This is a genomic window from Pseudomonas sp. HUK17 (assembly GCF_001566765.1).
In genome coordinates this window covers 158,815-181,927 of record NZ_LSMW01000010.1, presented here as the reverse complement: position 1 = coordinate 181,927, position 23,113 = coordinate 158,815, and the positions used below count along the sequence as shown (strand labels likewise).

Sequence of the window (23,113 nt, the reverse complement as noted above, 5' to 3'; positions counted from 1 at the left end):
GCATCTGGCAAAGGCCATAGGGTGCAGGAGCACCGGCCAGCCGGTTTGATGCACCACAATCTGCAATGGATGACTAGGGTTCCGACTCGCTCGTGCGGGTGTCTGGTCCGAGAGTCGTCGACCTCTGATGGGGTTACACGGCGGGACAAAAGCCCGGGAGACACAGCGCCAGTCGCGTGCTCCTGTCCCGTCGTCCATCCTATTGGAGGTCCCATGCGCCATCCCCTGCTCGCCTCGCTCGTTCTCGGTTGTTCCCTGCTGCTTGGTGCCACCGCTCAGGCGGCACCGCGTGACGACTTCAAGGTGTGCTGGACGATCTATGCCGGCTGGATGCCCTGGGGCGAAGCCCAGGCCCAGGGCATCATCGACAAGTGGGCCAAGAAATACGGCATCCACATCGAGGTCGTGCAGCTCAACGACTACGTCGAATCCATCAATCAATACACCACCGGCCAGTTCGACGGCTGCGCCATGACCAACATGGACGCCCTGACCATTCCGGCCGCCGGCGGCGTGGACAGCACGGCGCTGATCGTCAGCGACTACTCCAACGGCAACGACGGCGTGGTGATGAAGGGCAAAGGCAAGACCCTGGCCGACCTCAAGGGCCAGCAGGTTAACCTGGTGCAGTTCTCCGTCTCCCACTATTTGCTGGCGCGAGCGCTGCAGAACGTGGGGCTGAGCGAGAGGGACCTAACCACCGTCAACACCTCCGACGCCGACATGGTGGCCGCCTTCCAGACCGCCGACGTGCGCAGCGTGGTGACCTGGAATCCGTTGCTGGCCGAGATCAAGGCTCAGCCCGACACCACCGAGGTATTCGATTCCAGCAAGATTCCCGGCGAGATCCTCGACATGCTGGTGGTGAACACCGCCACGCTCAAGGACAACCCGGCCCTGGGCAAGGCCCTGACCGGTGCCTGGTTCGAGATGCTGGCGCTGATGCAATCCGGCGACGCCAAGGGCAAGGCGGCTCTGGAGGCCATGGCCAAGGCCTCGGGTACCGATCTCGCCGGCTTCCAGGCGCAACTGGACAAAACCCGGCTATTCGCCACGCCCGCCGAGGCCCTGGCCTTCGTCAAGGATCCCGCGCTGCCGACCACCATGCAGCGCATCGCCCACTTCTCCTTCGAACACGGCCTGCTGGGCCAGGGCGCACCCAGCGCCGAGGCCATCGGCATCGCCTATCCGGGCGGCAAGACCAGCGGGGACGCGGGCAATCTCAAGCTGCGCTTCGATCCGACCTTCGTACAGCTGGCCGCCGACGGCAAGCTCTGAGCCCCGCCGCGAGGACGACGCCCATGCGCTTCATCAATCGGCATCCCGATCGGGGCGGCCGGCTCCTGCTGGTCCTGCTGCCCTTCGCCCTGCTCGCCCTGCTCTATCTGGTGGGCTCGGCCACCCGGCTGGCAGAAAACCCCAACGACAAGCTGTTGCCCAGCGTGGCGCAGATGGCCGATGCGGTACAGCGCCTGGCCTTTACCGCCGACGTGCGTACCGGGGGTTATCCGTTCTGGCAGGACACCCTGGCCAGCCTGCAACGCCTGGGCCTGGGCCTGGGGATCGCCGCGCTGATCGCCCTGGTGGTGGGCATCGCCGCGGGCAGCCTGCCCCTGGTCGGCGCACCGCTGTCGCCGCTGGTGACGGTGCTCTCGATGATCCCGCCGCTGGCGATCCTGCCGATTCTCTTCATCGTCTTCGGCCTGGGCGAACTGGCCAAGGTGATGCTGATCGTGGTGGGCGTCACCCCGGTGCTGATCCGCGAGCTGGACCAGCGCGCCCGGGAGCTGCCACGCGAACTGCTGATCAAGGCCCAGACCCTGGGCGCCAACAGCTGGACGGTGATCCTGCGCCTGGTGCTGCCGCAACTGCTGCCGCGCCTGCTCATCGCCCTGCGGCTGCAGCTGGGCGCCGCCTGGCTGTTTCTCATCGCCGCCGAGGCCATCGCCGCCACCGATGGCCTGGGCTATCGCATCTTCCTGGTGCGGCGCTATCTGGCCATGGACGTGATCCTGCCCTATGTCGCCTGGATCACCCTGCTGGCCTGGCTGCTGGACGCGGGCCTGCGCCTGCTGACACGGCGCGCCTTTCCCTGGTACGGGGAGGGTCGCTGATGATCGAGGTCCGCAATCTCTGGCAGCGCTATGGCGAGCAGGTGGTGCTCGAAGGCCTCAATCTGCAGGTGCGCGAAGGTGAATTCTGCGCCCTGGTCGGCGCCTCCGGCTGCGGCAAGTCCACCTTCCTGCGCCTGCTGCTCGGGCAGGAGCGGCCCAGCCGCGGCGAGATCCGCATCGATGGTCAGCCGCTCTCGGCGGAACCGGATCCCGAGCGGGGCGTGGTCTTTCAGCGCTATTCGGTGTTTCCGCACCTGAGCGTGCTGGACAACGTCGCCCTAGGCCTGGAATTGCCCAGGTCCCCGCTGCTTGGCCGGCTGCTGGGCACGGCCAAGCGCCAGGCCCGGGAACAGGCCACCGCCCTGCTCGAACGCGTCGGCCTGGGCCAGGCGCTGGGCAAGTACCCGGGGCAGCTGTCCGGCGGCATGCAGCAGCGCCTCGCCATCGCCCAGGCGCTGATCGCCCGGCCGCGCATCCTGCTCCTGGACGAGCCTTTCGGCGCCCTCGATCCCGGCATCCGCAAGGACATGCACGCCCTGCTGCTGGAGCTCTGGCACGAGCGCCCGCTCACCGTGTTCATGGTCACCCATGACCTGCACGAGGGCTTCAGCCTGGCCACCCGGGTACTGGTGTTCGACAAGGTCCGCCAGGACCTGCAAGCCCCCGGCGCCTATGGCGCCCGCATCACCTACGACCTGCCCCTGACCGCCAAGACCCGGCCCGTGCATGCGGCTGGGACTCGGCCAGCCCTTACCTGACGAGATTGCCCATGACTGACGAACTGCTCTACCAGGAACGCGTCCCCGGCGGCGGCACCGCCTCCTTCATCCTGCGCCGCGGCCAGACCCTGCGGCTGACCGACGTGGAAGGCGGCGCCAATGTCAGCCTGCTGCTGTTCAATGCCGATGACCGCAGCGAGCGGTTGAACCTGCCCGATACTCTCAAGGGCCAGCACACCGCGCGTCTCACCGCCGGCCATTGCCTCTATTCCGACATGGGGCGGGTGCTGGCGGCCGTGGTGCGCGACACCTGCGGCTGGCACGACAGCTTTGGCGGCGTGGCCAATGCCGCCGAGGTGGCGGAGAAATACGGCGCGGGTCGCTATCATGAGTTGCGCAACGGCTTCCACCGCAATGGCACCGACAACCTGCTGGTGGAACTGGCCAAGTGGGGCCTGGGCCTGGAAGACCTGCTGATGACCCTCAACCTGTTCAGCCGGGTGGACGTGGATGCCGCGGGCGCCTTTGCCTTCGTGCCCGGCAACTCCCGCGCCGGCGATCTGATCGAGCTGCATGCCCCCATGAACACCCTGGTGGTGCTGACCGCCCTGCAGCATCCGCTGGACCCGGACCCGGTCTATGCGCCGCGCCCGGTCGATCTCGCCCAGTTGCGCGCGGCGCCCGAGGTGGCCGAACGCTGCCGCACCTCGCGCCCGGAAAACGAGCGCGCCTTCCAGAACACCGCCCGCTACTTCCTCTGAGGCCCTGCCATGACCCTGATCGCCAGCACCAAACGCCCGGAAGATGCCAGCTACCGCGCCCTCCTGCCGGCCGGAGCGCCCTACCTCAAGGAGGTCAAGGCCGGCCAGACCCTGCGCATCCATGACCTGGAAGGCAACCAGGCGGTGGACACCCTCTTCTACGCCGCCGCCAACCCCCAGGAACGCTACGATCCCCAGCGCACCCTGAGACGCCAGGGCCGGGTCTATCTGTCGACCGGCAGCGTGCTCTATTCCAACCTGGGCAATCCCCTGCTGACCATCGTCGCCGACACCTGTGGCCGCCACGACACCCTTGGCGGCGCCTGCTCCCAGGAGAGCAACACGGTGCGCTACGCCCTGGATCGCCGGCAGATGCACAGCTGCCGTGACAACTTCCTCTGCGCCGGTGGCCATGACGGGCGCCTGGGCAAGCGCGACATCGGCGCCAACATCAACTTCTTCATGAACGTGCCGGTGACCGCGGACGGCGGCCTGACCTTCGCCGATGGCATCTCCGGCGCCGGCAAGTATGTGGAGTTGCGCGCCGAGACCAACGTCATCCTGCTTATTTCCAATTGCCCGCAACTCAACAACCCCTGCAACGGCTGGAACCCCACCCCGGCGGAGGTGCTGCTATGGGACTGACCCGCGCACGCCAGCTCTGGCAGTGGCTGCGACCGCGTCTCCATCGCCTCTGCGAAGTCCGCGCCGGGCGCTACAGCTACCGCGGCAAGCGCTAGACGCCGACTGACCTACCGCCCTCGCGCGGCCTCTTGGGGACGACCCCGAGAGCTTTTATCTGGCGGGACGGCCCGCCGCCTTCGAGGACGCCTCGAATGTTCACCACCCTGCTCATCGCCAACCGTGGCGCCATCAGCTGCCGCATCCAGCGCACCCTGCGCGACCTGGGCGTCGCCGCGGTCGCCGTCTACAGCGAAGCCGATCGCGCCAGCCGCCACGTCAGCGAGGCCGACCAGGCCTTCAGCCTGGGCGAAGGCGCTGCCGCGGCCACCTACCTGGACACCGCCAAGCTGCTCGAGGTCGCGCGCCAGAGCGGCGCCCAGGCCATTCACCCGGGTTATGGCTTCCTTTCCGAGAACGCCGCCTTCGCCGAAGCCTGCGAAGCGGCCGGCATCGCCTTCGTCGGCCCTACCCCCAAGCAACTGCGTACCTTTGGACTCAAGCACACGGCGCGGGCCCTGGCGCGCGCCCAGGGCGTGCCGCTACTGGAGGGCACCGAGCTGCTGGAGACCCCGGAGGCGGCCCTGGCGGCCGCGCAGGAGATCGGCTATCCGGTGATGCTCAAGAGCACTGCCGGCGGTGGCGGCATCGGCATGCGCGTGTGCCGCACGGACCCTGAACTCGCCGAGGCCTTCGACGCCGTGCGCCGGCTGGGTCAGAACAACTTCAGCGATGCCGGCGTCTTCCTGGAGAAATACATCGAGCGGGCGCGGCACCTGGAGGTGCAGGTGTTCGGCGATGGTCGGGGCGAGGTCCTGGCGCTGGGCGTGCGCGATTGCTCGGTACAGCGCCGCAACCAGAAGGTGCTGGAGGAAACCCCGGCGCCCAACCTGCCGGCCGGCATGGCCGAAGCGCTCTGTGCCGCCGCGCTGGAGCTGGCGCGCGCGGTGCGCTATCGCAGCGCCGGTACCGTGGAGTTCGTCTACGACAGCGCCGCCGACCGCTTCTACTTCCTTGAGGTGAACACCCGGCTGCAGGTCGAGCACGGCGTCACCGAGCAGGTCTGGGGCGTGGACCTGGTGCGCTGGATGATCGAACTGGCCGCCGGTGACCTGCCGCCGCTGGCCGAGCTGGCCAAGGAGCTTCGCCCCCAGGGCCATGCCATCCAGGCGCGACTCTATGCCGAAGACCCGGGCCGCGACTTCCAGCCCAGCCCCGGGCTGCTCACCCAGGTCGACTTTCCATCCGCTGATGGCCGGGCGCTGCGCCTGGACACCTGGGTCGAAGCCGGCTGCGAGATCCCCCCCTATTTCGATCCCCTAGTGGCCAAGGTTATCGCCTGGGCCCCGGACCGGGACTCGGCTCGGCAGCGCCTCGACCAGGCCCTGGCCGCAACCCGGCTTTATGGCGTGGAAACCAATGGCGACTACCTGCAGCAGATCCTCGCCGCCGCGCCCTTCGCCAGCGGCCAGCCCTGGACCCGCTGCCTGGAAGGCCTGACCTACCAGGCCACCACCCTGGAGGTGCTCAGTGCCGGCACCCAGACCACGGTGCAGGACGCCCCCGGACGCCTCGGCTACTGGTCGGTGGGCATTCCCCCTTCCGGCCCCATGGACGACCGCGCCCTGCGCCTGGGCAATCGCCTGCTCGGCAACGACGGCCGCGCGGCCGCCCTGGAAATCACCCTGGCCGGCCCCACCCTCAGGTTCAACACCGAGGCCGTGGTGGCGGTCACCGGCGCGGCGCTGCCGATCCTGCTGAATGACCAACCCCAGGCCATGGACAGCGTCTTTCGCGTCCCCGCGGGTGCCATCCTGCACCTGGGCGCCATCACCGGCGCCGGCGCCCGCAGCTATCTCTGCCTGAGAGGCGGCCTGGACCTGCCTGACTACCTGGGCAGTCGCAGCACCTTCACCCTCGGCCAGTTCGGCGGTCACGGTGGCCGCGCCCTGCGCGCCGGCGACGTGCTGCACCTGTACCCGCTGACCGACGCACGCGCGGAGGCCCGACTGCCCGCCGCCCTGACCACCCGGCTGCCCGAGACCCGCACCCTGCGCGTCATCTATGGGCCGCATGGTGCGCCGGACTATTTCAGCCCGGCCTATCTGGATCTCTTTCTCGCCACCGCCTGGGAGGTGCACTTCAATTCCAGTCGTACCGGCGTGCGCCTGATCGGCCCCAAGCCGGAATGGACCCGCGAAGACGGCGGCGAGGCCGGTCTGCATCCCTCCAACATCCATGACAATCCCTACGCAGTCGGCGCCGTGGACTTCACCGGCGACATGCCGGTCATCCTCGGCCCCGACGGCCCCAGCCTGGGCGGCTTCGTCTGCCCGGTCACGGTGATCGAAGCCGACCTCTGGCAACTGGGCCAGCTCAAGGCCGGCGACCGGCTGCGCTTCCTGCCGGTGGACCTGGCGACCGCGCGGCGCCTGCAGCAGGCACGCCTGGCCGAGGAAAGCAGCTTGCAGCCGCAGGCGGAGATCGCCATTACGCCCGAGCGCGGCGATCCCGTGGTGCTGGATCTGGGCCAGGGCGCCGAGCGCCTGGTGGCGCGGCTTTCCGGGGATACCCATCTGCTGCTGGAGATCGGCCCACCGGAGCTGGACCTGGCCTTGCGCTTTCGCGGCCATGGGCTGATGCAGGCGCTGGCCGCGCTGGCGCTGCCCGGGCTGTGCGAGCTCACCCCCGGCATCCGCTCGCTGCAGGTGCACTACCAGCCCGAGGCCCTGCCCCTGGCCGAGTTGCTGGCGGCGGTCAGTCGCTGCTGGCAGGCGCTGGGCGATGCCCAGGACCTGCGGGTACCCTCGCGCATCGTCCATCTGCCGCTGTCCTGGGATGATCCGGCCTGCCGCCTGGCCATCGAGAAATACACCACCACGGTACGCAAGGACGCGCCCTGGTGCCCGAGCAACCTGGAGTTCATCCGCCGGGTGAATGACCTGGAGTCCCTGGAGGCGGTCAAGCGCATCGTCTTCGACGCCAGCTACCTGGTGATGGGCCTGGGCGATGTCTACCTCGGCGCCCCGGTGGCCACACCCCTGGATCCGCGGCACCGGCTGGTGACCACCAAGTACAACCCGGCGCGCACCTGGACCGCGGAAAACTCGGTGGGCATCGGCGGCGCCTATCTGTGCGTCTATGGCATGGAAGGTCCCGGCGGCTACCAGTTCGTCGGTCGCACCCTGCAGATGTGGAATCGCTACCGTGCCGTGGAAGCCTTCCACGGCCAGCCCTATCTGCTGCGCTTCTTCGATCAGATCCGCTTCCATGAGGTGTCGGCGGACGAGCTGCTGCGCATCCGCGCGGACTTCCCCCTGGGTCGCGTGCCGCTGCGCATCGAAGAGAGCGAATTGTCCCTGGCCGACTACCAGGCCTTCCTGGCACGCGAAGCCGAGGGCATTACCACCTTCCGCACGCGCCAGCAGAGCGCCTTCGCCGCCGAGCGGCAGCGCTGGATCGACTCCGGCCAGGCGCATTTCGACAGCCAGGAAGCCGCCGTCGAAGCCACCGAGGATGCCCCCCTCGCCAGCCACCAGCTGGCCCTGGAAAGCCCGGTGGCCGGCAATCTCTGGCAGGCCCAGGTGCAGCCGGGCGACCAGGTGGAAGCCGGCCAGCCGTTGCTGATCCTGGAATCCATGAAGATGGAAATCCCGTTGCTCGCGCCCTGCAGCGGCCGGATCCACGACCTGCAGGTTCAGCCCGGCTCGCCGATCCGCGCCGGCCAGCGCCTGCTGGTCATCGACAAGACGTGAAGGAAGCCACCATGACATTCGATCTGCGCCTCGACACCCTGAGCGCCGCCTATGCCGCCGGGACCCGGACCCCACGCACGCTCATCGCCGAACTGCGGGAGCAGGCCGCGGCCCTCAACCCCGAATACCACCTGTTCATCCACCTGCTGACCCCAGCCGAGCTGGAGCCCTATCTCGCCGCCTTGGACGCTCGCGACCCCGCCGAGCTGCCGCTCTATGGCATCCCCTTCGCCATCAAGGACAACATCGACCTCGCCGGCATCCCCACCACGGCGGCCTGCCCGGCCTATGCCTATGTGCCCGAGCGCTCGGCGACCCTGGTGGAACAGCTGGTCGCCCTGGGCGCCGTGCCGCTGGGCAAGTGCAATCTCGACCAGTTCGCCACCGGCCTCAACGGCACCCGTTCGCCCTACGGCGCCTGTCGCAACAGTGTTCACCCGGACTATCCTTCCGGCGGCTCCAGTGCCGGTTCGGCCCTGGCCGTGGCCCTGGGTGTCGCCAGCTTCGCCCTGGGCACCGATACCGCCGGTTCCGGGCGCGTGCCCGCGGGGCTGAACAACCTGGTGGGTCTCAAGGGCAGCAAGGGATTGCTGTCCACCGCCGGCGTGGTGCCCGCCTGCCAGACGCTGGACTGCGTGACCTTCTTTACCGCCACCGCCGCCGAAGCCAGCACGCTTCTGGCGCTCACCGCCCGCTTCGATCCGCGCGATCCCTACAGCCGCGCCAATCCACAGTGGAACGACGCCGGCGCCTTCGGTCGCCCGCGGCCCTTCCGCTTCGGCGTCCCGACCCAGCTGGAGTTCCTCGGCTGCCCGGAAAGCCCGGCGCTGTTCGCGGCGGCCAAGGCGCAGCTGGAAGCCCTGGGTGGCGAAGCCGTACCGTTGGATCTTGCGCCCTTCCTGGAAGCTGCACGCCTGCTCTATGAGGGTCCCTGGGTGGCCGAACGCTACAGCGTGGCTGGCGCCCTGATCGAGGCCGAGCCGGACGCCGTACTGCCGGTGATCCGCGCCGTGCTGGAAAAGGCGCCCGGCACCAAGGCGGTGGACGCCTTTCGCGCCGGCTACCGCCTGCAGGCGCTGAAAGCCCGGTGCGACGCCCTGCTCGCCGAACTGGACTGCGTGCTCACCCCCACCTATCCGCGCCCGGTGACCCTGGCGGAACTGGCCGCCGAACCGGTCGCCCGCAACGCCGACCTGGGTTACTACACCAACTTCATGAACCTGCTGGACTACGCCGCCGTGGCCGTGCCGGCGGGCGTCATGGCCAACGGACTGCCCTGGGGCGTGACGCTGTTCGGCCGGGTCTTCACCGACCAGTACCTGCTGAGCCTGGCCGCGGCCCTGCAGGAAGCCCAGGGCCTGGCGCTGGTCGGGGGCGCCCTGCCGCACGCCAGCCTGCCGGCGCGTCCCGCCCGCCATGACCGTGCCCGCCTGGTGGTCTGCGGTGCCCACCTGCAGGGGCTGCCCCTCAACGGCCAGTTGCTCGCCCGCGGTGCCCACCCCCTAGCCCTGACCCGGAGCGCGCCGCACTATCGCCTCCACGCCCTGGCCGGCGGCCCGCCGCTACGCCCAGGCATGGTCCGGGTCGCCGAAGACGGCGCCGCCATCGAGGTGGAGGTCTGGGAGCTGCCCAGCAGCGAACTGGGCAGCTTTCTCACCGGCATCCCCGCCCCGCTCGGCCTGGGCAAGGTGGAACTGGCCGATGGCAGCTGGGAAACCGGCTTCATCTGCGAGCCCTATGGCCTGGCGGGGGCCGAGGACATCACGGCGCATGGTGGGTGGCGGGCGTGGTTGGCGAGTCGCAGCGCCCACTAGCGTAATCCCAGGCTCGGGAATCTGGATCGGGTCCCGAGCCCCGTGGGAAGCCATCAGCCGGCGTCTACCTCGCGCACCACCAGACGCTCCCCCTCCTGAATCGCCAGCAACCGGACAGCCATCGGCTGCGCTAGCAGACAGTCGGCCACCGCTGGCTCCAATAGCCGGCGCAGCCGCCGGACCAGATCACGAGCGCCGAAGCGGGGATCGTGATCACGGGTCAGGAAGGCCCTGGCGCTGTTGTGCAGCTCCAGGCTTTTTCCCCGGCGGCCCAGACGCTGATTGAGCTTGTCCAGCTCGATGGCGAGCGGCCCGGGTAGCCAGTCCTGATCGATGCGCTCGAACGCCAGGATCCGCTCGATACGATTAAGAAATTCCGGATCGAAATGCGCATGCAGCGTCTCTTCCAGGATAGGTTCAGGATCCGCCGACAGCTTGAGCCAGCGCCGCCAGCCACGCGCGAAGCGGGTACGCTGCTGCTGGACGGCGCGGGCACCCAGGTTGCTGGTCATGAAGATGAGGCTGTTGCGAAAATCCAGTCGCTTGCTGCCGGCGCTGAGCACCAGCTGGCCGCTGTCGAGTACATTCAACAGGGTACGGATGACCTGGCGATCGGCCTTTTCCAACTCGTCGAACAATACGATGCCAGGGCGGCCGTAACTACCGGCGATGGCCTCGGCATCGAACAGCGTGGTGCCTTCCTTGCTGCCCACATAGCCGGGCGGCGCGCCGGCCAGGGCTGCGGCGTAGTGCTCCTGGGCCAGGGTGTTCATGTCGATGCGACATAGGGCATCTGCCCGACCATGAATAGCCTGGGCCAGCAGGCGCACGATCTCGGTCTTGCCGACCCCGGTGGGGCCAAGGAACAGACTGACGCCCAGGGGTCTTTCCGGATCACCGATGTCGGCCTTGACCACCTTGAGCAGGGCTTCCACCTCATCGAGCACTCTGGCCTGACCAAGGATGCGCGCTCGCAGCAGGACCATGACCGCTGCCGGCTCGAACAGGAACCGGGAGGGTAAAGGCGCCTGCCCCTCGCATGCGAGCTGGCCACGGTTATGCTCGATCAGGTCATTGACGAAAGGCATGGCCCGCTCCTCGCGCCGCTGGCGCTAACCCAGCTGACGTTCCTGACCGGGATGCGGTAATTTCCCCACCGGGCAGTCCGCTACACCGAGGGTGGAGCGCGTCATCCGCTCGACGTCGGCCTGGGCCTTCTGCGCATCCAGGACCCAGGTGCGATAGAAGTCGAAGGGACAGTCGGCCACCCCCTTGTCGCCGTCGCCGGAGTTGTAGACACCGGTGTAGCCGCGGTGCAGCAGCTTGAACAGGTGGTTCTGCGACTGGTCGTTGGCGCGGGCATCGCGAATCTGCGAGATCGACAGCTGGGCGTACTGAATGCCCATCTCCTCCTCGCCGCACTCACCGAGGGTGCGGCCATCGAAACCGATCAGCGCCGAATGGCCGAAGTAGCTGTATACCCCGTCGAAGCCGGTGGCGTTGGCCACCGCCACATAGCAGTTGTTGGCCCAGGCCATGGTCTTGGCCATCAGCACCTGCTGCTCCTTGGCCGGATACATGTAGCCCTGGCAACGTACGATCAGCTCGGCACCCTTCATGGCGCAGTCGCGCCAGATTTCCGGGTAGTTGCCGTCATCGCAGATGATCAGGCTGATCTTCAAGCCTTTGGGCCCCTCGCTGACATAGGTGCGGTCACCGGGATACCAGCCCTCGATGGGGCACCAGGGAATGCACTTGCGGTACTTCTGCACGATCTCGCCATGGTCGTCGATCAGCACCAGGGTGTTGTAGGGCGCCTTGTGCGGGTGCTCCTCGTGGCGTTCGCCGGTGAGCGAAAAGATCCCCCAGGTTCTGGCCTCGCGGCAGGCGGCGGCGAAGATCGCCGTCTCCTCGCCGGGGATGGTCGCGGCGGTGGCCATCATCTCGTCCTTGTCGTACATGATGCCCATGGTGCTGTACTCGGGGAACACCACCAGATCCATGCCCGGCAGGCCGAGCTTCATGCCCTTGATCATCGCGGCGATCTGCTGGGCGTTGGCCAGCACCTCCGCCTTGCTGTGCAGGCGTGGCATCCGGTAGTTGACGACAGCAACGCCGACGGTATCGGAGCTGCTGGAAACATCGCCGTGGCGCATGGAGTGGCTCCTTCGAAAGGGCTGGACCGGGAATCAGTGGCTGATCATCCAGGGGCGGGTTGACGGACTGGTCTTCAGGCCATGGGGATTGGCCTTGCTGCGGGCCGCCGGCTTGCTTGGCGCGCAGCAGCTGCAACCGGCGCCATGACTGCGCTTGGCCTGGTATTCCTCAAGGGATTGGGGCGCGTGGCGCGAACGCTCATTGGTCTCCTGGGCGCGACGCGCCCCGCGCGCCAGGGTCGCCAGGCCAGGGGCACTGAGGATCACCCGGGGGCTGGGCGTAGCACAGACGGGACAGCTGCAGGGATCGTCGCGCTGGGCCATGGGCCGCAGCAGGGTGAAATCCCCGCAGTCGGGGCAGTCGTATTCGTAGATCGGCATGACGGGCTCCTGGCGGCGGGGGCGCGACCGGCGGCCGCACCCGGGCGGCTCACTTGTCGTAGGCGATGGGCATGTCGATGCTGCCGTCCAGGTAGCGGGTCGGTCCGGCGGCAGTGGGATTGATGTCGAATTCGAAGATGTCCGTCGGCAGCCAGAGGGTGGCGCAGGCGTTGGGAATGTCGACCACCCCGCTGATGTGGCCCTGCACCGGCGCCGAGCCCAGCAGCGAATAGCCCTGGGCGCCGCTGTAGCCGAATTTCTTCAGGTACTCGATGGCATTGAGGCAGGCCTGCTGGTACGCCAGGTTGACGTCCAGGTAGTGCTGCTTGCCGGCGTCATCCACCGAGATGCCTTCGAAGATCAGGAAGTTGTTGTAGGTGGGCACGATGGGGCTGGGCTTGAAGATGGGATTCTTGATGCCGTACTTGGCCATGCCACCCTTGATCAGCTCGACCTTCATATGCACCCAGCCGGCCATCTCGATGGCGCCGCAAAAGGTGATCTCACCGTCGCCCTGGCTGAAGTGCAGGTCGCCCACCGAAAGGCCCGCGCCCTCCACATAGACAGGGAAGAAGATCTTCGAGCCACGCGACAGGTCCTTGATGTCGCAGTTACCGCCATGCTCACGGGGCGGTACGGTGCGTGCGCCGGTAGCGGCTGCCGCGTCGCGGGCCGCGCCGGTAAGCTTGCCCATGTGGGCGGTCGTAGCGAACGGCGGATTGGCCAGGGGCGGTACGCGGGTCGGGTTGCTGTCGATCAGCTCCTGCTCGCGGGCATTCCAGTTGGCCAGCAACTTGGGGTCCGGCAGGCAGCCGATCAGTCCGGGGTGGATCAGTCCGGCGAAGCGTACGCCGGGGATGTGGCGACTCTTGGTGAACATGCCCTCGAAGTCCCAGATGGATTTCTGCGCCGAGGGAAAGTAATCGGTGAGAAAGCCGCCGCCGTTCTGCTTGGAAAAGAAGCCGTTGAAGCCCCACTGGGACTCGGCCTTGGCGCCGATGTCGAGCAGATCGACCACCAGCAGGTCGCCCGGCTCGGCGCCCTTCACCCCTACCGGGCCGGAAAGATAATGCACGGTCGACAGGTCGACATCGCGTACGTCGCTCGCATCGTCGTCGTTCTTGATCGCGCCACCGGTCCAGTCGTAGGTTTCCAGGATGAAGTCATCCCCCGGCTTGACCCAGCAGGCCATGGGGATGTCCGGATGCCAGCGGTTGTGGACGTTCTCGTTGTCGGTGGCGGCCTGGTTAAGGTCAACTTTGATCAGGGTGTCGGTCATCGCGCAGCTCCTGGCTGTTGGCGGTAGCGGGAGGGTTCCAGGTCAGTCTCGGGGCTGGGATTGGGGCTGCAAATACGTCGGATGACGTAGGCGCAAACCCAGACAAGGCAAGGCTTGGACGGGATTACCAGGCAGCCGGAAGCGACCGCCGTGCTGCTGCAGGGCGGCCGCGCAGAGCGCCGGGATCAGACCGACAGATAGCGGCTGATGGTGGCCTCGTCGACCTTGTCGCGGGTTTCCTCGACCACGAAGCGGCCCTTCTCGATCACCAGAAAACGGTCGGCGATCTCGAGGGTGAAGGACAGCACCTGCTCTGACACCACGATGGTCAAGTCACGCAGGGCGCGGATCTCCTTCAGGGTGCGGGCGATGTCCTTGATGATCGAGGGCTGGATGCCCTCGGTCGGCTCGTCCAGCAGCAGCACCTTGGGATTGGTGGCCAGGGCGCGGGCGATGGCCAGTTGTTGCTGCTGGCCACCGGAGAGGTTGCCACCCTTGCGCTGGCGCATCTCATGCAGCACCGGGAACAGCGCATAGAGATCGTCCGGCACCTTGCCTCGCGCGGAGGCCGGTAGGCCGGTCTGGATGTTTTCCAGCACCGTCATGTGGGAAAAGATCATTCGCCCTTGCGGCACATAGGCGATGCCACGCTCGACGCGCTGGTGGGTCTCCAGCCGGGAGACGTCCTGGCCGTCCACCGCTACGTGGCCGCTCCAGGTCGGCAGAATACCCATCAGGCTGCGGAACAGGGTGCTCTTGCCCATGCCGTTGCGGCCCATGACGGCGACGATTTCCTTGTGCGCCACGTCCAGGCTGAGGTCGTGGAGGATGCGGCTCTGACCGTAGCCGGAGACGAGGTTCTGGATGGTGAACATGACCGGGTTCTCCCGTGATCGACTGCAGGAAAAGGGCTGGAGGCGAGGGCTCAGTGCCCCAGGTACACCTCGATAACCTTGGGATTGCTCTGCACCGCTTCCATGCTGCCTTCGGCCAGTACCTTGCCCTGGTGCAGCACCGTGACCTTGTGGGCGATGCTTTTGACGAATTCCATGTCGTGCTCGATGACCAGCACCGAGCGCCCCTGACTGATGCGGTTGAGCAGCTCGGCGGTCTGGGATCGCTCGGACACGCTCATGCCCGCCACCGGTTCGTCGAGCATCAGCAGCTCCGGGTCCTGCATCAGCAGCATGCCGATCTCCAGCCACTGCTTCTGGCCGTGGGAGAGCAGATCGGCCTGCTGGTGCAGCAGGTCGGCGAGAAAGATCTCCGCGGCCACCGCCTGCACCCGCGCGACCACCGCGGCGCTGCGCTTGAAGAACAACGCGCCGAACACCTTGCGGCCCTCGGGATAGGACATCTCCAGGTTCTCGAACACCGTGAGATTCTCGTAGATCGAGGGGTTCTGGAACTTGCGGCCGACACCCGCGCGAACGATGTCGAATTCCTTCATCCGGGTCAGTTCACGACCGTTGAATTCGATGCTGCCGGCAGTGGCGCGGGTCTTGCCGCAGATCAGGTCCAGTACCGTGGTCTTGCCGGCGCCGTTGGGGCCGATCACCACGTGTACCTCGTTGCGGTCGACATAGAGATTGAGGTCGTTCACCGCCTTGAAGCCGTCGAAGGAGACGGTCAGGCCTTCGATGGCCAGTACCGGCTTGGCAAGTTGGAAACCGACGGGACTGGTAATCATGGCGTGGTCTCCAGGCGGGAGGCTTTGGTTGCCGTGTACGGCGCTGACGAGGTGACGGGCGCGCTCGCCGGCTGGCGTCTCAGGCGTGCCACCAGGCGCTGCCCATGGCTCTTCCACAGACCGGCCAGGCCATTGGGGAAATAGAGGACGACCACGATGAAGAGCCCGCCCATCAGGTACAGCCAGAGCTCGGGAAAGGATTCGGAGAAGTAGGTTTTGCCGAAATTCACCAGTAGCGCGCCGTACACCGCACCGAGCAGCGATAACCGCCCGCCGACCGCAGCGAAGATGACCATCTCGATGGAGGGCACGATGCCGACGAAGGACGGCGACATGAAGCCCACCTGCAGAGCGAACATGGCTCCGCCCACCGCCGAGAAGGCCGCGGCCAGGCAGAACACGAAGATCTTGAAGCTGGCCACGTCGTAGCCGGAGAAGCGCACCCGCTCCTCCTTGTCACGCATGGCCACCAGCAGCCGGCCCAGCTTGGAGGCCAGCACGAAGCGGCCGATCAGGATGCAGCCGAACAGCAGCGCTGCGTTGACGAAATACAGCACCACCTTGGCGCTGTCCGAACGGATGTCCCAGCCCAGCAGCGTCTTCAGGTCGGTGATGCCATTGACCCCGCCGGTGAGGCCCTGCTGACCGATGATGAGAATGGTCAGGATGGCGGCGATGGCCTGGGTGACGATGGAAAAGTACACGTCCCCTACCCGCCGCTTGAACATCGCCAGGCCGATGATGAAGGCCAGCAGCACCGGAACCGCGATCACCGCCACCAGGGTGAAGCCGAAGCTATGGAACGGCTGCCATAGCCAGGGCAGCTCGGTAATCTGGTTCCAGTCCATGAAGTCGGGAATGCCGGGGGTGGACTGGATCTTGGTGCTTTCCGGATCCGAGGCTTCGAGTTTGAGGAACATCGCCATGCAGTAGCCGCCGAGACCGAAGAAGATTCCCTGGCCGAGACTGAGGATGCCGCCATAGCCCCAGCAGAGCACCAGGCCGACCGCGACGAAGGCGTAGGTCAGGTACTTGCCGACCATGCTCAGGCGGAAGATGTCCAGGGTCAGCGGAAACACCAGCAGGATCAGCGCGGCCAATACCAGCAGGCCTAAGGTGCCCTGCCGGCCGCCGAGCAGGTTGTCGATTGCCTTGTTCATCGTGGACTCCCTACTTGCGGACTTTTGCCGAGAACAGCCCCTGGGGCCGCAGCATCAGGATGAGGATCACCGCCGACAGGGTCAGCACCTTGGCCATGGAACCAGAGAGGAAGAATTCCAGCAGCGACTGCGCCTGGGCGATCCCGAAGGCCGAGGCGATGGTGCCGAGCAGGCTGGCTGCGCCACCAAAGACCACCACCAGGAAGGTGTCGACGATATACAGCGAGCCCGAGGTCGGACCGATGGAGCCGATGGTGGTGAAGGCCGCGCCCGCCACCCCGGCCACGCCGCAGCCCAGGGCGAAGGTCAGGCGGTCTACGCGGCGGGTGTTGATACCCACGGCGCGAGCCATCACCCGGTTCTGCATGGTGGCGCGCACCTGCAGCCCCCAGCGCGAGCGGTACAGCATGAAGAACAGGGTCAGGGTCAGCAGCGCAGTCACGACCATGACGAACAGGCCGTTCTTGGGGATATCGATGCTGGCGGTCGGGCTCCAGGAGCCCATGATCCATTCCGGCAGTTCGGCACTGACCTCGCGGGCGCCGAATACCGAGCGAAACACCTGCTGCAGGATCAGCGACAGGCCCCAGGTGGCCAGCAGGGTGTCCAGCGGGCGCTGGTAGAGCCGGCTGATCATCGCCCACTCCACCAACCAGCCGATGGCGCCGGCGACGAAGAACGCCAGGATCAGGGCGAAAAAGAAGTAGTAGGGCTGCAAGGCCGGAAACAGGTGCAGGGTAAGCGAGGACATCACGTAGGTGGTGTAGGCCCCCACGGTGAGAAATTCGCCATGGGCCATGTTGATCACGCCCATCTGCCCAAAGATGATCGCCAGCCCCAGCGCCATCAGCAGCAACACGCAGAACACCGAAAGGCCGTTGAAACCCTGCATCACGGCGATCGCGCCGAAGTCGGATAAGCTTTCCATGGAGATCTTCCCGTGAAGGTGGACGGAGGCGTCCGTCAGGCGACGCCTCCGGTCAGGCAAGGCTTACTGGTAGCCTTTGGGGAAAGGATTGGGCTCGATCAGATCGGCGGATTCGTGGACCACCTTGAAGGTGCCGTCCGGTTGGATCTGGGCGATGCGCGAGCGGCTCCAAAGGTGATGGTTCTCGTGAACCTTCACGTAGCCTTCCGGTGCGGTCTTCAGCTCCAGGCCCGGAGACGCCGCGACCACCTTGTCGACATCGAAGCTGCCGGCCTTCTCCACCGCCATCTTCCACAACCAGGGACCGAGATAGGCCGCCTGGGTGACGTCGCCCACCACCGCATCCTTGCCGTACTTGGCCTTGAACGCCTCGACGAAGGCCTTGTTGTTGGGATTGTCCAGGGTCTGGAAGTACTTCATCGAGGAGTAGAAGCCGGCCATGTTCTCGCCACCGATGCCGAGCATCTCATCCTCGGTCACCGAGAGGGTCAGCAGAGTCTGCTTGGCCGAAGTGATGCCAGCCGCCTTGAGCTGCTTGTAGAAGGCCACGTTGGAGCCCCCGACGACCGCGGCAAAGACCACATCGGGCTTTTTCAGCTTGATCTTGTTGGTCAGGGAACCGAACTGGGTGCCGCCCAGCGGGTAGTACTCCTCCCCCACCACCTCGCCATGCAGCACGTTTTCAATGTGCTTGCGGGCGATCTTCATCGAGGTCCGCGGCCAGATGTAGTCCGAGCCCACCAGGTAGAACGTCTTGCCGCCCTTCTCCTTGGCCAGCCAGTCCAGCGCCGAGAGAATCTGCTGGGTGGCTTCCTGGCCGGTGTAGAAGACGTTCTTCGACTGCTCGAGGCCCTCGTAGAAGGTCGGGTAGTAGAGCAGGCCGTTGTCCTTCTCGAAGATCGGCAGCACCGCCTTGCGCGAGGCCGAGGTCCAACAGCCGAACACCGCCGCGACCTTGTCGGCCTCCAGTAGCTTCTTGGCCTTTTCGGCGAAGGTCGGCCAGTCGGAGGCGCCGTCTTCCTGGATGATCTTGACCTGCCGCCCGAGCACCCCGCCCTGGGCATTGATCTGCTCAATCGCCAGCCGCTCGGCCTGGATGGCCCCGGTCTCGGAGATGGCCATGGTGCCGGTGGCGGAATGCAACTGGCCGACTGTCACGGTGGTATCGGTCACGGCCAGGCCGGTGGTATTGGCGGCGTCCGCCATCACGCCCTGGCTGAACACGCTGGCTGCCAACAGGGACAATGCCGCGGCGCCCAGCGCCAGGCGTCGCGGAAGACTGGATTTCACGCCCGCTGATCTGTGCATCTTGTCGCTCCTCTAGATGATGTGCAGGTCGCCCCCGGGGACCGGGACTGCGGCTTGCGCTGCGGAGCAAGGATGGGCCGGGACAGGCGGCGCGGAACATACGCAGGATGACGTAACGGCCTACGTCATCTGACGTACAGCCCGCTGCAACGCCCTGAGGCATGCTCTGTCTGTCGCGCGCCCGCGCGGGGCACGCCAGGCCGGGCAGACAGTGGCCACAGAGAGGCAGGAGGCCAAGACGGCCGAGGCATGGAACTTGCCTGAACACCGCCACGCAGACCCCAGGAGCCCTGCCGTGCAGCAGACCGGGACGCAACGCATCGCCAAGATCCGCAGGGACTACAACAGCTGGGTGGCCGACGAGACGCTGGAAGACTACGCCCTGCGCTACACGCCCCGGTCGTTTCGCAAGTGGTCGGAATTCCGCATCGCCAACACCGCCCTGGCCGCCGTGTCCTTTCTGGCCCTGGAAGCCATCGGTGGCGCCCTGGCGATCAGCTATGGCTTCACCAATACCCTCTGGGCCGTGCTGGCGGCGAGCCTGGTGATCTTTCTCACCGCCCTGCCAATCAGCTATTACGCGGCGCGCTACGGGGTGGACATGGACCTGCTGACCCGGGGCGCCGGCTTCGGCTACATCGGCTCGACCATCACCTCGCTGATCTACGCCAGCTTCACCTTCCTGTTCTTCGCGCTGGAAGCGGCGATCATGGCGCTGGCCCTGGAACTGTACTTCCGCATTCCGCTGGCCCTGGCCTATGTCATCTGTTCGATCATCGTCATCCCCCTGGTCACCTATGGCATCACCCTGATCAACCGCCTGCAGCTCTGGAGCCAGCCGCTCTGGCTGATCCTGCTGCTGTTGCCCTATGCCTTCGTCATCGCCAAGAATCCCGGGGCCCTGGCGGACTGGACCACCTTCGCCGGCCGCGAGGGCGAGGCCGGCGCCTTCAACCTGCTGTCCTTCAGCGCCGCCTGTACCGTGGCCCTGGCCCTGGTGACCCAGGTGGGCGAGCAGGTCGACTACCTGCGCTTTCTTCCGGAAAAGACCGCGCAGAATCGCCGGCGCTGGTGGGCGGCGCTGCTGATGGCCGGTCCCGGCTGGATAGTGCCCGGCGCCCTGAAGATGCTGGCCGGCGCCTTCCTGGCCTTTCTCGCCCTGCAGCACGAGATTCCCCTGGAGCGTGCCGCCGAACCTACCCAGATGTACTTGGTCGCCTTCGGCTACGTGTTCGCCTCGCCCGGCTGGGCCATGGGGGCCATGGTGCTGTTCGTCATCGTCAGCCAGGTCAAGATCAACCTGACCAATGCCTATGCCGGCTCCCTGGCCTGGTCCAACTTCTTCGCCCGGGTCACCCACAGCCACCCGGGAAGGGTGGTCTGGCTGGTGTTCAACGTGCTGATCGCCCTGATGCTGATGGAGCTGGGAGTGTTCGAGGCCATCCAGGAGGTGCTTGGGCTCTATGCCAACATCGCCATCGCCTGGATCGGCGCCGTGGTCGCCGACCTGGTGATCAACAAGCCTCTAGGGCTGTCACCCCGGCACATAGAGTTCAAGCGGGCGCACCTCTACGACATCAACCCGGTCGGCGTCGGTGCCATGCTGCTCGCCTCGCTGCTGTCCGGTCTGGCTCATGCGGGGCTGTTCGGCGCCCTGGCGCAAGCCGCCTCACCCTTGGTATCACTGGTCTCCGCGCTGATCTGCGCGCCGCTGCTGGCCTGGCTCACCCGGGGCCGCTACTACATCGCCCGGACCAGCGTGCTGAAGTTGCTGTATCCCGCGCAGGTCCATCTGGAATGCGTGCTCTGTACCAACGCCTTCGAGCGCGAAGACATCGCCTTCTGCCCTGCTTACGGCGCGCCCATCTGCTCGCTCTGCTGCGCCCTGGATGCGCGCTGTGGCGATCTCTGCAAGCCCAGGGCGCGCCTCGCCGAGCAGGTCGATACCCTGCTGCGTTGGCTGCTGCCGAACACCTCGGTGCCGCGCCTGCATACCCGCTTGGCGCACTATCTGGGCGTGCTGCTGGTCATGGTCGGGCTGATGTTCTGTGCCCTGGCGCTGATCTACAGCCAGGTCTCCCAGGGGCTGCAGGTCGATGAGCGTCACCTGTTGTATCAGGGATTCTTCAAGGCCTTCATGGTGCTCACGCTGTTTGCCGGCGCCCTGGCCTGGTGGGTGGTACTGACCCGCGAGAGCCGCCATGTGGCGCTGGAGGAATCGACCCGGCAGACCGCGCTGCTGATGCAGGAGATTGAGGCGCACCGCAAGACCGACGAAGCGCTGCAGCGGGCCAAGGAGGCGTCCGAAGCCGCCAACGCGGCCAAGAGCCGCTACGTCACGGGCTTGTCCCACGAGTTGCGCACGCCGCTGAACAGCATCCTCGGCTATACCCAGATCCTGCAGCGTGATCCGGCCAGCAGCGGCCATCAGCTGGATGCCCTGGCCACCATCTACCGCAATGGCTCGCACCTGCTCTCGCTGATCGACGGCCTGCTCGACGTGGCCCGGATCGAAGCGGGCAAGCTGCAGCTGGAACCCTCGGAGATTCCCTTTCCGGAGTTTCTCGAACAGCTGCAGCAGATGTTCACGCCCCAGGCCCAGGACAAGGGTCTGAGCTTTGCCCTCGAGGTCGGGGGACGCCTCCCCGCCGTGGTGCGCGGCGATGAAAAACGGGTGCGGCAGATCCTCATCAATCTGCTCAGCAATGCCGTGCGCTACACCGACCAGGGTGGCGTGATCCTGGCGGTCACCTATGCGCGGGAAACCGCTACCTTCGAGGTCATCGACAGCGGTCTGGGCATCGCCGCAGAGCAGCTGGGGCGGCTATTCCAACCCTTCGAACGGGGTGATCCGCTGCGCCAGGACAACGGCCTGGGACTGGGCCTGACCATCACCCGCATGTTGGTGACGTTGATGGGCGGCGCCCTTGACGTGACCAGCACGCCCGGCCAGGGCACCCGCTTCGTGGTGCGCCTGTTCCTGTCCGAGGTACGGGTGCCCCAGGCGCTGGTCCACGTCGAACACAGCATCAGCGGCTATCAGGGCCCGCGACGCCGGGTGCTGCTGGTGGACGACCACCTGGATCACCGCCGGGTGCTGGCCGGCATGCTCGAACCTCTTGGCTTCGAACTGGCGGAGGCCGCCAATGGCCAGGACGCCATCCGCCAGGTTGCCCTCTGGCAGCCGGACCTCATCCTCATGGATCTTTCCATGCCGCTGCTGGACGGACTGGAGACCAGCGCGCTGATCCGCCGCAATGGCCTGTCCAGGGCGCCGATCATCGTCATTTCCGCCAATGCCTTCGCCGTTGATCGCGAACGCAGCACCGCGGCCGCCTGCGATGATTACCTGGCCAAACCGGTCCATACGCCGCAGCTGCTGGAAAAGATCAGGATGCATCTGAATCTGACCTGGCTGGAGCGGACCGCCGGACCGCCTGGCGCACGATCGATTTCGCTCCAACCGCCGAGCGCTGCCAGTCTGGAAGCGTTACAGGAGCTGGGGGCGCTGGGCTATGTGAAAGGCATCCACGTCTGCCTGGATCACATCGAGCGCGAGGAGCCGGCCAGCGCCGCCTATGTCGATACCCTGCGCGCACTGGTGAAACGCTTTCAGCTCAACGACTTCAATCGCCGTCTCAAAGATGCGCTGCAGCCGGCCGACCTGCCCCTGGAAGGAGAGAATCCATGACCGCCGCCCTACCGCCCAGCGTGGTGCTGATCGTCGATGACACGCCGGACAACCTCGCCCTGCTCTCCGACGCCCTGGACGCCAGTGGCTACATGGTGCTGGTGGCCCTGGACGGCGCCAGCGCCCTGGAACGCATGCAGCGCCGCCGCCCGGACGTGGTGCTGCTGGACGCCATGATGCCCGGGCTGGATGGCTTCGAGACCTGCCGTCGGATCAAGGCCCAGGCCGAACTGGCCGATATCCCGGTGCTGTTCATGACCGCCCTGACCGAGAGCGAGCACGTGGTGGAGGCCTTCGCCGCGGGCGGCATCGACTACGTGACCAAGCCACTCAAGACCGATGAGGTCATGGCACGAGTCGCCGCCCACCTGCGCACGGCGCGCGAACTCCAGGCGGCGCGCAGCCTGCCAGCGAGCCGCCCGTATGCCAGGACCGCGCTGGACCTGGCGCCGCTCAGCAGCCGCTACCAGCTGACCGGCCGCGAGGTCGAGGTGCTGCACTGGGTCGCCTGCGGCAAGACCAATCGCGACATCGGCGACATCCTCGGCCTCTCGCCCCGCACGGTGAACAAGCACCTGGAACACGTCTACGTGAAACTCGGGGTAGAAACGCGCACTGCGGCGGCGACCCTGGCCATCGCGACGTGCCGCTAAGCGTTCGGGCGCCGTCAAGCACC

At 66.5% G+C, this 23,113-nt stretch carries 18 protein-coding genes and 1 riboswitch; of the genes, 9 read left to right on the top strand and 9 right to left on the bottom strand.

Going from position 1 to position 23,113, the window contains the following annotated elements:
* Positions 1-62: 62 nt before the first annotated feature.
* A riboswitch (guanidine-I (ykkC/yxkD leader) is annotated at positions 63-162 on the top strand.
* Positions 163-213: 51 nt separating this feature from the next.
* The 7 genes from AX284_RS06345 (at position 214) to atzF (ending at position 9,844) form a co-directional block, all read left to right on the top strand.
* The gene (locus AX284_RS06345) at positions 214-1,278 is read left to right on the top strand and encodes a putative urea ABC transporter substrate-binding protein (protein ID WP_017640189.1); all 1,065 of its coding nucleotides are present in this window, start codon (positions 214-216) and stop codon (positions 1,276-1,278) included.
* A gap of 23 nt (positions 1,279-1,301) precedes the next feature.
* Positions 1,302-2,114 carry an ABC transporter permease gene (locus AX284_RS06340; RefSeq protein ID WP_027599335.1) on the top strand — a complete coding sequence of 271 codons (813 nt, stop codon included), beginning with the start codon at positions 1,302-1,304 and terminating at the stop codon, positions 2,112-2,114.
* Positions 2,114-2,872, top strand: coding sequence for an ABC transporter ATP-binding protein (locus AX284_RS06335; protein ID WP_068384173.1), 759 nt, complete (start codon positions 2,114-2,116; stop codon positions 2,870-2,872). The genes AX284_RS06340 and AX284_RS06335 overlap by 1 nt, the downstream gene beginning before the upstream one ends.
* Before the next feature lie 11 nt (positions 2,873-2,883).
* Complete coding sequence (locus tag AX284_RS06330) at positions 2,884-3,594, top strand: urea amidolyase associated protein UAAP1 (protein WP_068384170.1); 711 nt, start codon at positions 2,884-2,886, stop codon at positions 3,592-3,594.
* 9 nt (positions 3,595-3,603) lie between these two features.
* A complete protein-coding gene (locus AX284_RS06325) occupies positions 3,604-4,239 on the top strand; it encodes an urea amidolyase associated protein UAAP2 (protein WP_017640185.1) in 636 nt (211 codons plus the stop codon).
* Positions 4,240-4,430: 191 nt separating this feature from the next.
* Complete coding sequence (gene uca, locus AX284_RS06320) at positions 4,431-8,030, top strand: urea carboxylase (RefSeq protein WP_068384168.1); 3,600 nt, start codon at positions 4,431-4,433, stop codon at positions 8,028-8,030.
* 11 nt (positions 8,031-8,041) lie between these two features.
* Complete coding sequence (gene atzF / locus AX284_RS06315) at positions 8,042-9,844, top strand: allophanate hydrolase (protein WP_068384166.1); 1,803 nt, start codon at positions 8,042-8,044, stop codon at positions 9,842-9,844.
* Positions 9,845-9,897: 53 nt separating this feature from the next.
* On the opposite strand, the gene AX284_RS06310 is transcribed toward atzF, so the two are convergent.
* The 9 genes from AX284_RS06310 to urtA form a co-directional block, all read right to left on the bottom strand.
* Complete coding sequence (locus AX284_RS06310; protein ID WP_068384164.1) at positions 9,898-10,932, bottom strand: AAA family ATPase; 1,035 nt, start codon at positions 10,930-10,932, stop codon at positions 9,898-9,900.
* Positions 10,933-10,956: 24 nt separating this feature from the next.
* The gene (locus AX284_RS06305; protein WP_068384162.1) at positions 10,957-12,000 is read right to left on the bottom strand and encodes an aliphatic amidase; all 1,044 of its coding nucleotides are present in this window, start codon (positions 11,998-12,000) and stop codon (positions 10,957-10,959) included.
* Between the two features lie 33 nt (positions 12,001-12,033).
* Positions 12,034-12,381, bottom strand: coding sequence for an FmdB family zinc ribbon protein (locus AX284_RS06300; RefSeq protein WP_017640179.1), 348 nt, complete (start codon positions 12,379-12,381; stop codon positions 12,034-12,036).
* A 49-nt stretch (positions 12,382-12,430) separates the two neighbouring features.
* Complete coding sequence (fmdA, locus tag AX284_RS06295; RefSeq protein ID WP_068384160.1) at positions 12,431-13,660, bottom strand: formamidase; 1,230 nt, start codon at positions 13,658-13,660, stop codon at positions 12,431-12,433.
* 185 nt (positions 13,661-13,845) lie between these two features.
* The gene (urtE, locus tag AX284_RS06290; protein WP_017640177.1) at positions 13,846-14,535 is read right to left on the bottom strand and encodes an urea ABC transporter ATP-binding subunit UrtE; all 690 of its coding nucleotides are present in this window, start codon (positions 14,533-14,535) and stop codon (positions 13,846-13,848) included.
* Between the two features lie 50 nt (positions 14,536-14,585).
* Positions 14,586-15,350, bottom strand: coding sequence for an urea ABC transporter ATP-binding protein UrtD (gene urtD, locus AX284_RS06285; protein WP_017640176.1), 765 nt, complete (start codon positions 15,348-15,350; stop codon positions 14,586-14,588).
* Positions 15,347-16,510, bottom strand: a complete 1,164-nt coding sequence (gene urtC / locus AX284_RS06280) for an urea ABC transporter permease subunit UrtC (protein ID WP_068384158.1) — start codon at positions 16,508-16,510, stop codon at positions 15,347-15,349. Before urtC ends, urtD begins: the two co-directional genes overlap by 4 nt.
* Before the next feature lie 10 nt (positions 16,511-16,520).
* Positions 16,521-17,438, bottom strand: a complete 918-nt coding sequence (gene urtB / locus AX284_RS06275) for an urea ABC transporter permease subunit UrtB (RefSeq protein WP_017640174.1) — start codon at positions 17,436-17,438, stop codon at positions 16,521-16,523.
* Positions 17,439-17,501: 63 nt separating this feature from the next.
* A complete protein-coding gene (urtA, locus tag AX284_RS06270; RefSeq protein WP_068384156.1) occupies positions 17,502-18,746 on the bottom strand; it encodes an urea ABC transporter substrate-binding protein in 1,245 nt (414 codons plus the stop codon).
* Between the two features lie 295 nt (positions 18,747-19,041).
* On the opposite strand from urtA, the gene AX284_RS06265 reads away from it, so the two are divergent.
* Both AX284_RS06265 and AX284_RS06260 read left to right on the top strand, forming a co-directional pair.
* Positions 19,042-22,437, top strand: a complete 3,396-nt coding sequence (locus AX284_RS06265) for a hybrid sensor histidine kinase/response regulator (protein ID WP_068384154.1) — start codon at positions 19,042-19,044, stop codon at positions 22,435-22,437.
* Positions 22,434-23,090 (top strand): response regulator, encoded by a 657-nt coding sequence (locus AX284_RS06260; protein WP_068384151.1) that lies wholly within the window; start codon positions 22,434-22,436, stop codon positions 23,088-23,090. Before AX284_RS06265 ends, AX284_RS06260 begins: the two co-directional genes overlap by 4 nt.
* Positions 23,091-23,113 lie beyond the last annotated feature (23 nt).

What these genes read in the sequence shown, in the direction of transcription:
- urtE (WP_017640177.1), bottom strand. Translation starts at nt 14,535, where the DNA reads ATGTTCACCATCCAGAACCTCGTCTCCGGCTACGGTCAGAGCCGCATC.
- urtB (WP_017640174.1), bottom strand. Translation starts at nt 17,438, where the DNA reads ATGGAAAGCTTATCCGACTTCGGCGCGATCGCCGTGATGCAGGGTTTC.
- fmdA (WP_068384160.1), bottom strand. Translation starts at nt 13,660, where the DNA reads ATGACCGACACCCTGATCAAAGTTGACCTTAACCAGGCCGCCACCGAC.
- urtC (WP_068384158.1), bottom strand. Translation starts at nt 16,510, where the DNA reads ATGAACAAGGCAATCGACAACCTGCTCGGCGGCCGGCAGGGCACCTTA.
- AX284_RS06330 (WP_068384170.1), top strand. Translation starts at nt 2,884, where the DNA reads ATGACTGACGAACTGCTCTACCAGGAACGCGTCCCCGGCGGCGGCACC.
- AX284_RS06310 (WP_068384164.1), bottom strand. Translation starts at nt 10,932, where the DNA reads ATGCCTTTCGTCAATGACCTGATCGAGCATAACCGTGGCCAGCTCGCA.
- urtD (WP_017640176.1), bottom strand. Translation starts at nt 15,350, where the DNA reads ATGATTACCAGTCCCGTCGGTTTCCAACTTGCCAAGCCGGTACTGGCC.
- AX284_RS06325 (WP_017640185.1), top strand. Translation starts at nt 3,604, where the DNA reads ATGACCCTGATCGCCAGCACCAAACGCCCGGAAGATGCCAGCTACCGC.
- AX284_RS06345 (WP_017640189.1), top strand. Translation starts at nt 214, where the DNA reads ATGCGCCATCCCCTGCTCGCCTCGCTCGTTCTCGGTTGTTCCCTGCTG.
- AX284_RS06300 (WP_017640179.1), bottom strand. Translation starts at nt 12,381, where the DNA reads ATGCCGATCTACGAATACGACTGCCCCGACTGCGGGGATTTCACCCTG.
- AX284_RS06340 (WP_027599335.1), top strand. Translation starts at nt 1,302, where the DNA reads ATGCGCTTCATCAATCGGCATCCCGATCGGGGCGGCCGGCTCCTGCTG.
- AX284_RS06335 (WP_068384173.1), top strand. Translation starts at nt 2,114, where the DNA reads ATGATCGAGGTCCGCAATCTCTGGCAGCGCTATGGCGAGCAGGTGGTG.
- urtA (WP_068384156.1), bottom strand. Translation starts at nt 18,746, where the DNA reads ATGCACAGATCAGCGGGCGTGAAATCCAGTCTTCCGCGACGCCTGGCG.
- AX284_RS06260 (WP_068384151.1), top strand. Translation starts at nt 22,434, where the DNA reads ATGACCGCCGCCCTACCGCCCAGCGTGGTGCTGATCGTCGATGACACG.
- atzF (WP_068384166.1), top strand. Translation starts at nt 8,042, where the DNA reads ATGACATTCGATCTGCGCCTCGACACCCTGAGCGCCGCCTATGCCGCC.
- uca (WP_068384168.1), top strand. Translation starts at nt 4,431, where the DNA reads ATGTTCACCACCCTGCTCATCGCCAACCGTGGCGCCATCAGCTGCCGC.
- AX284_RS06305 (WP_068384162.1), bottom strand. Translation starts at nt 12,000, where the DNA reads ATGCGCCACGGCGATGTTTCCAGCAGCTCCGATACCGTCGGCGTTGCT.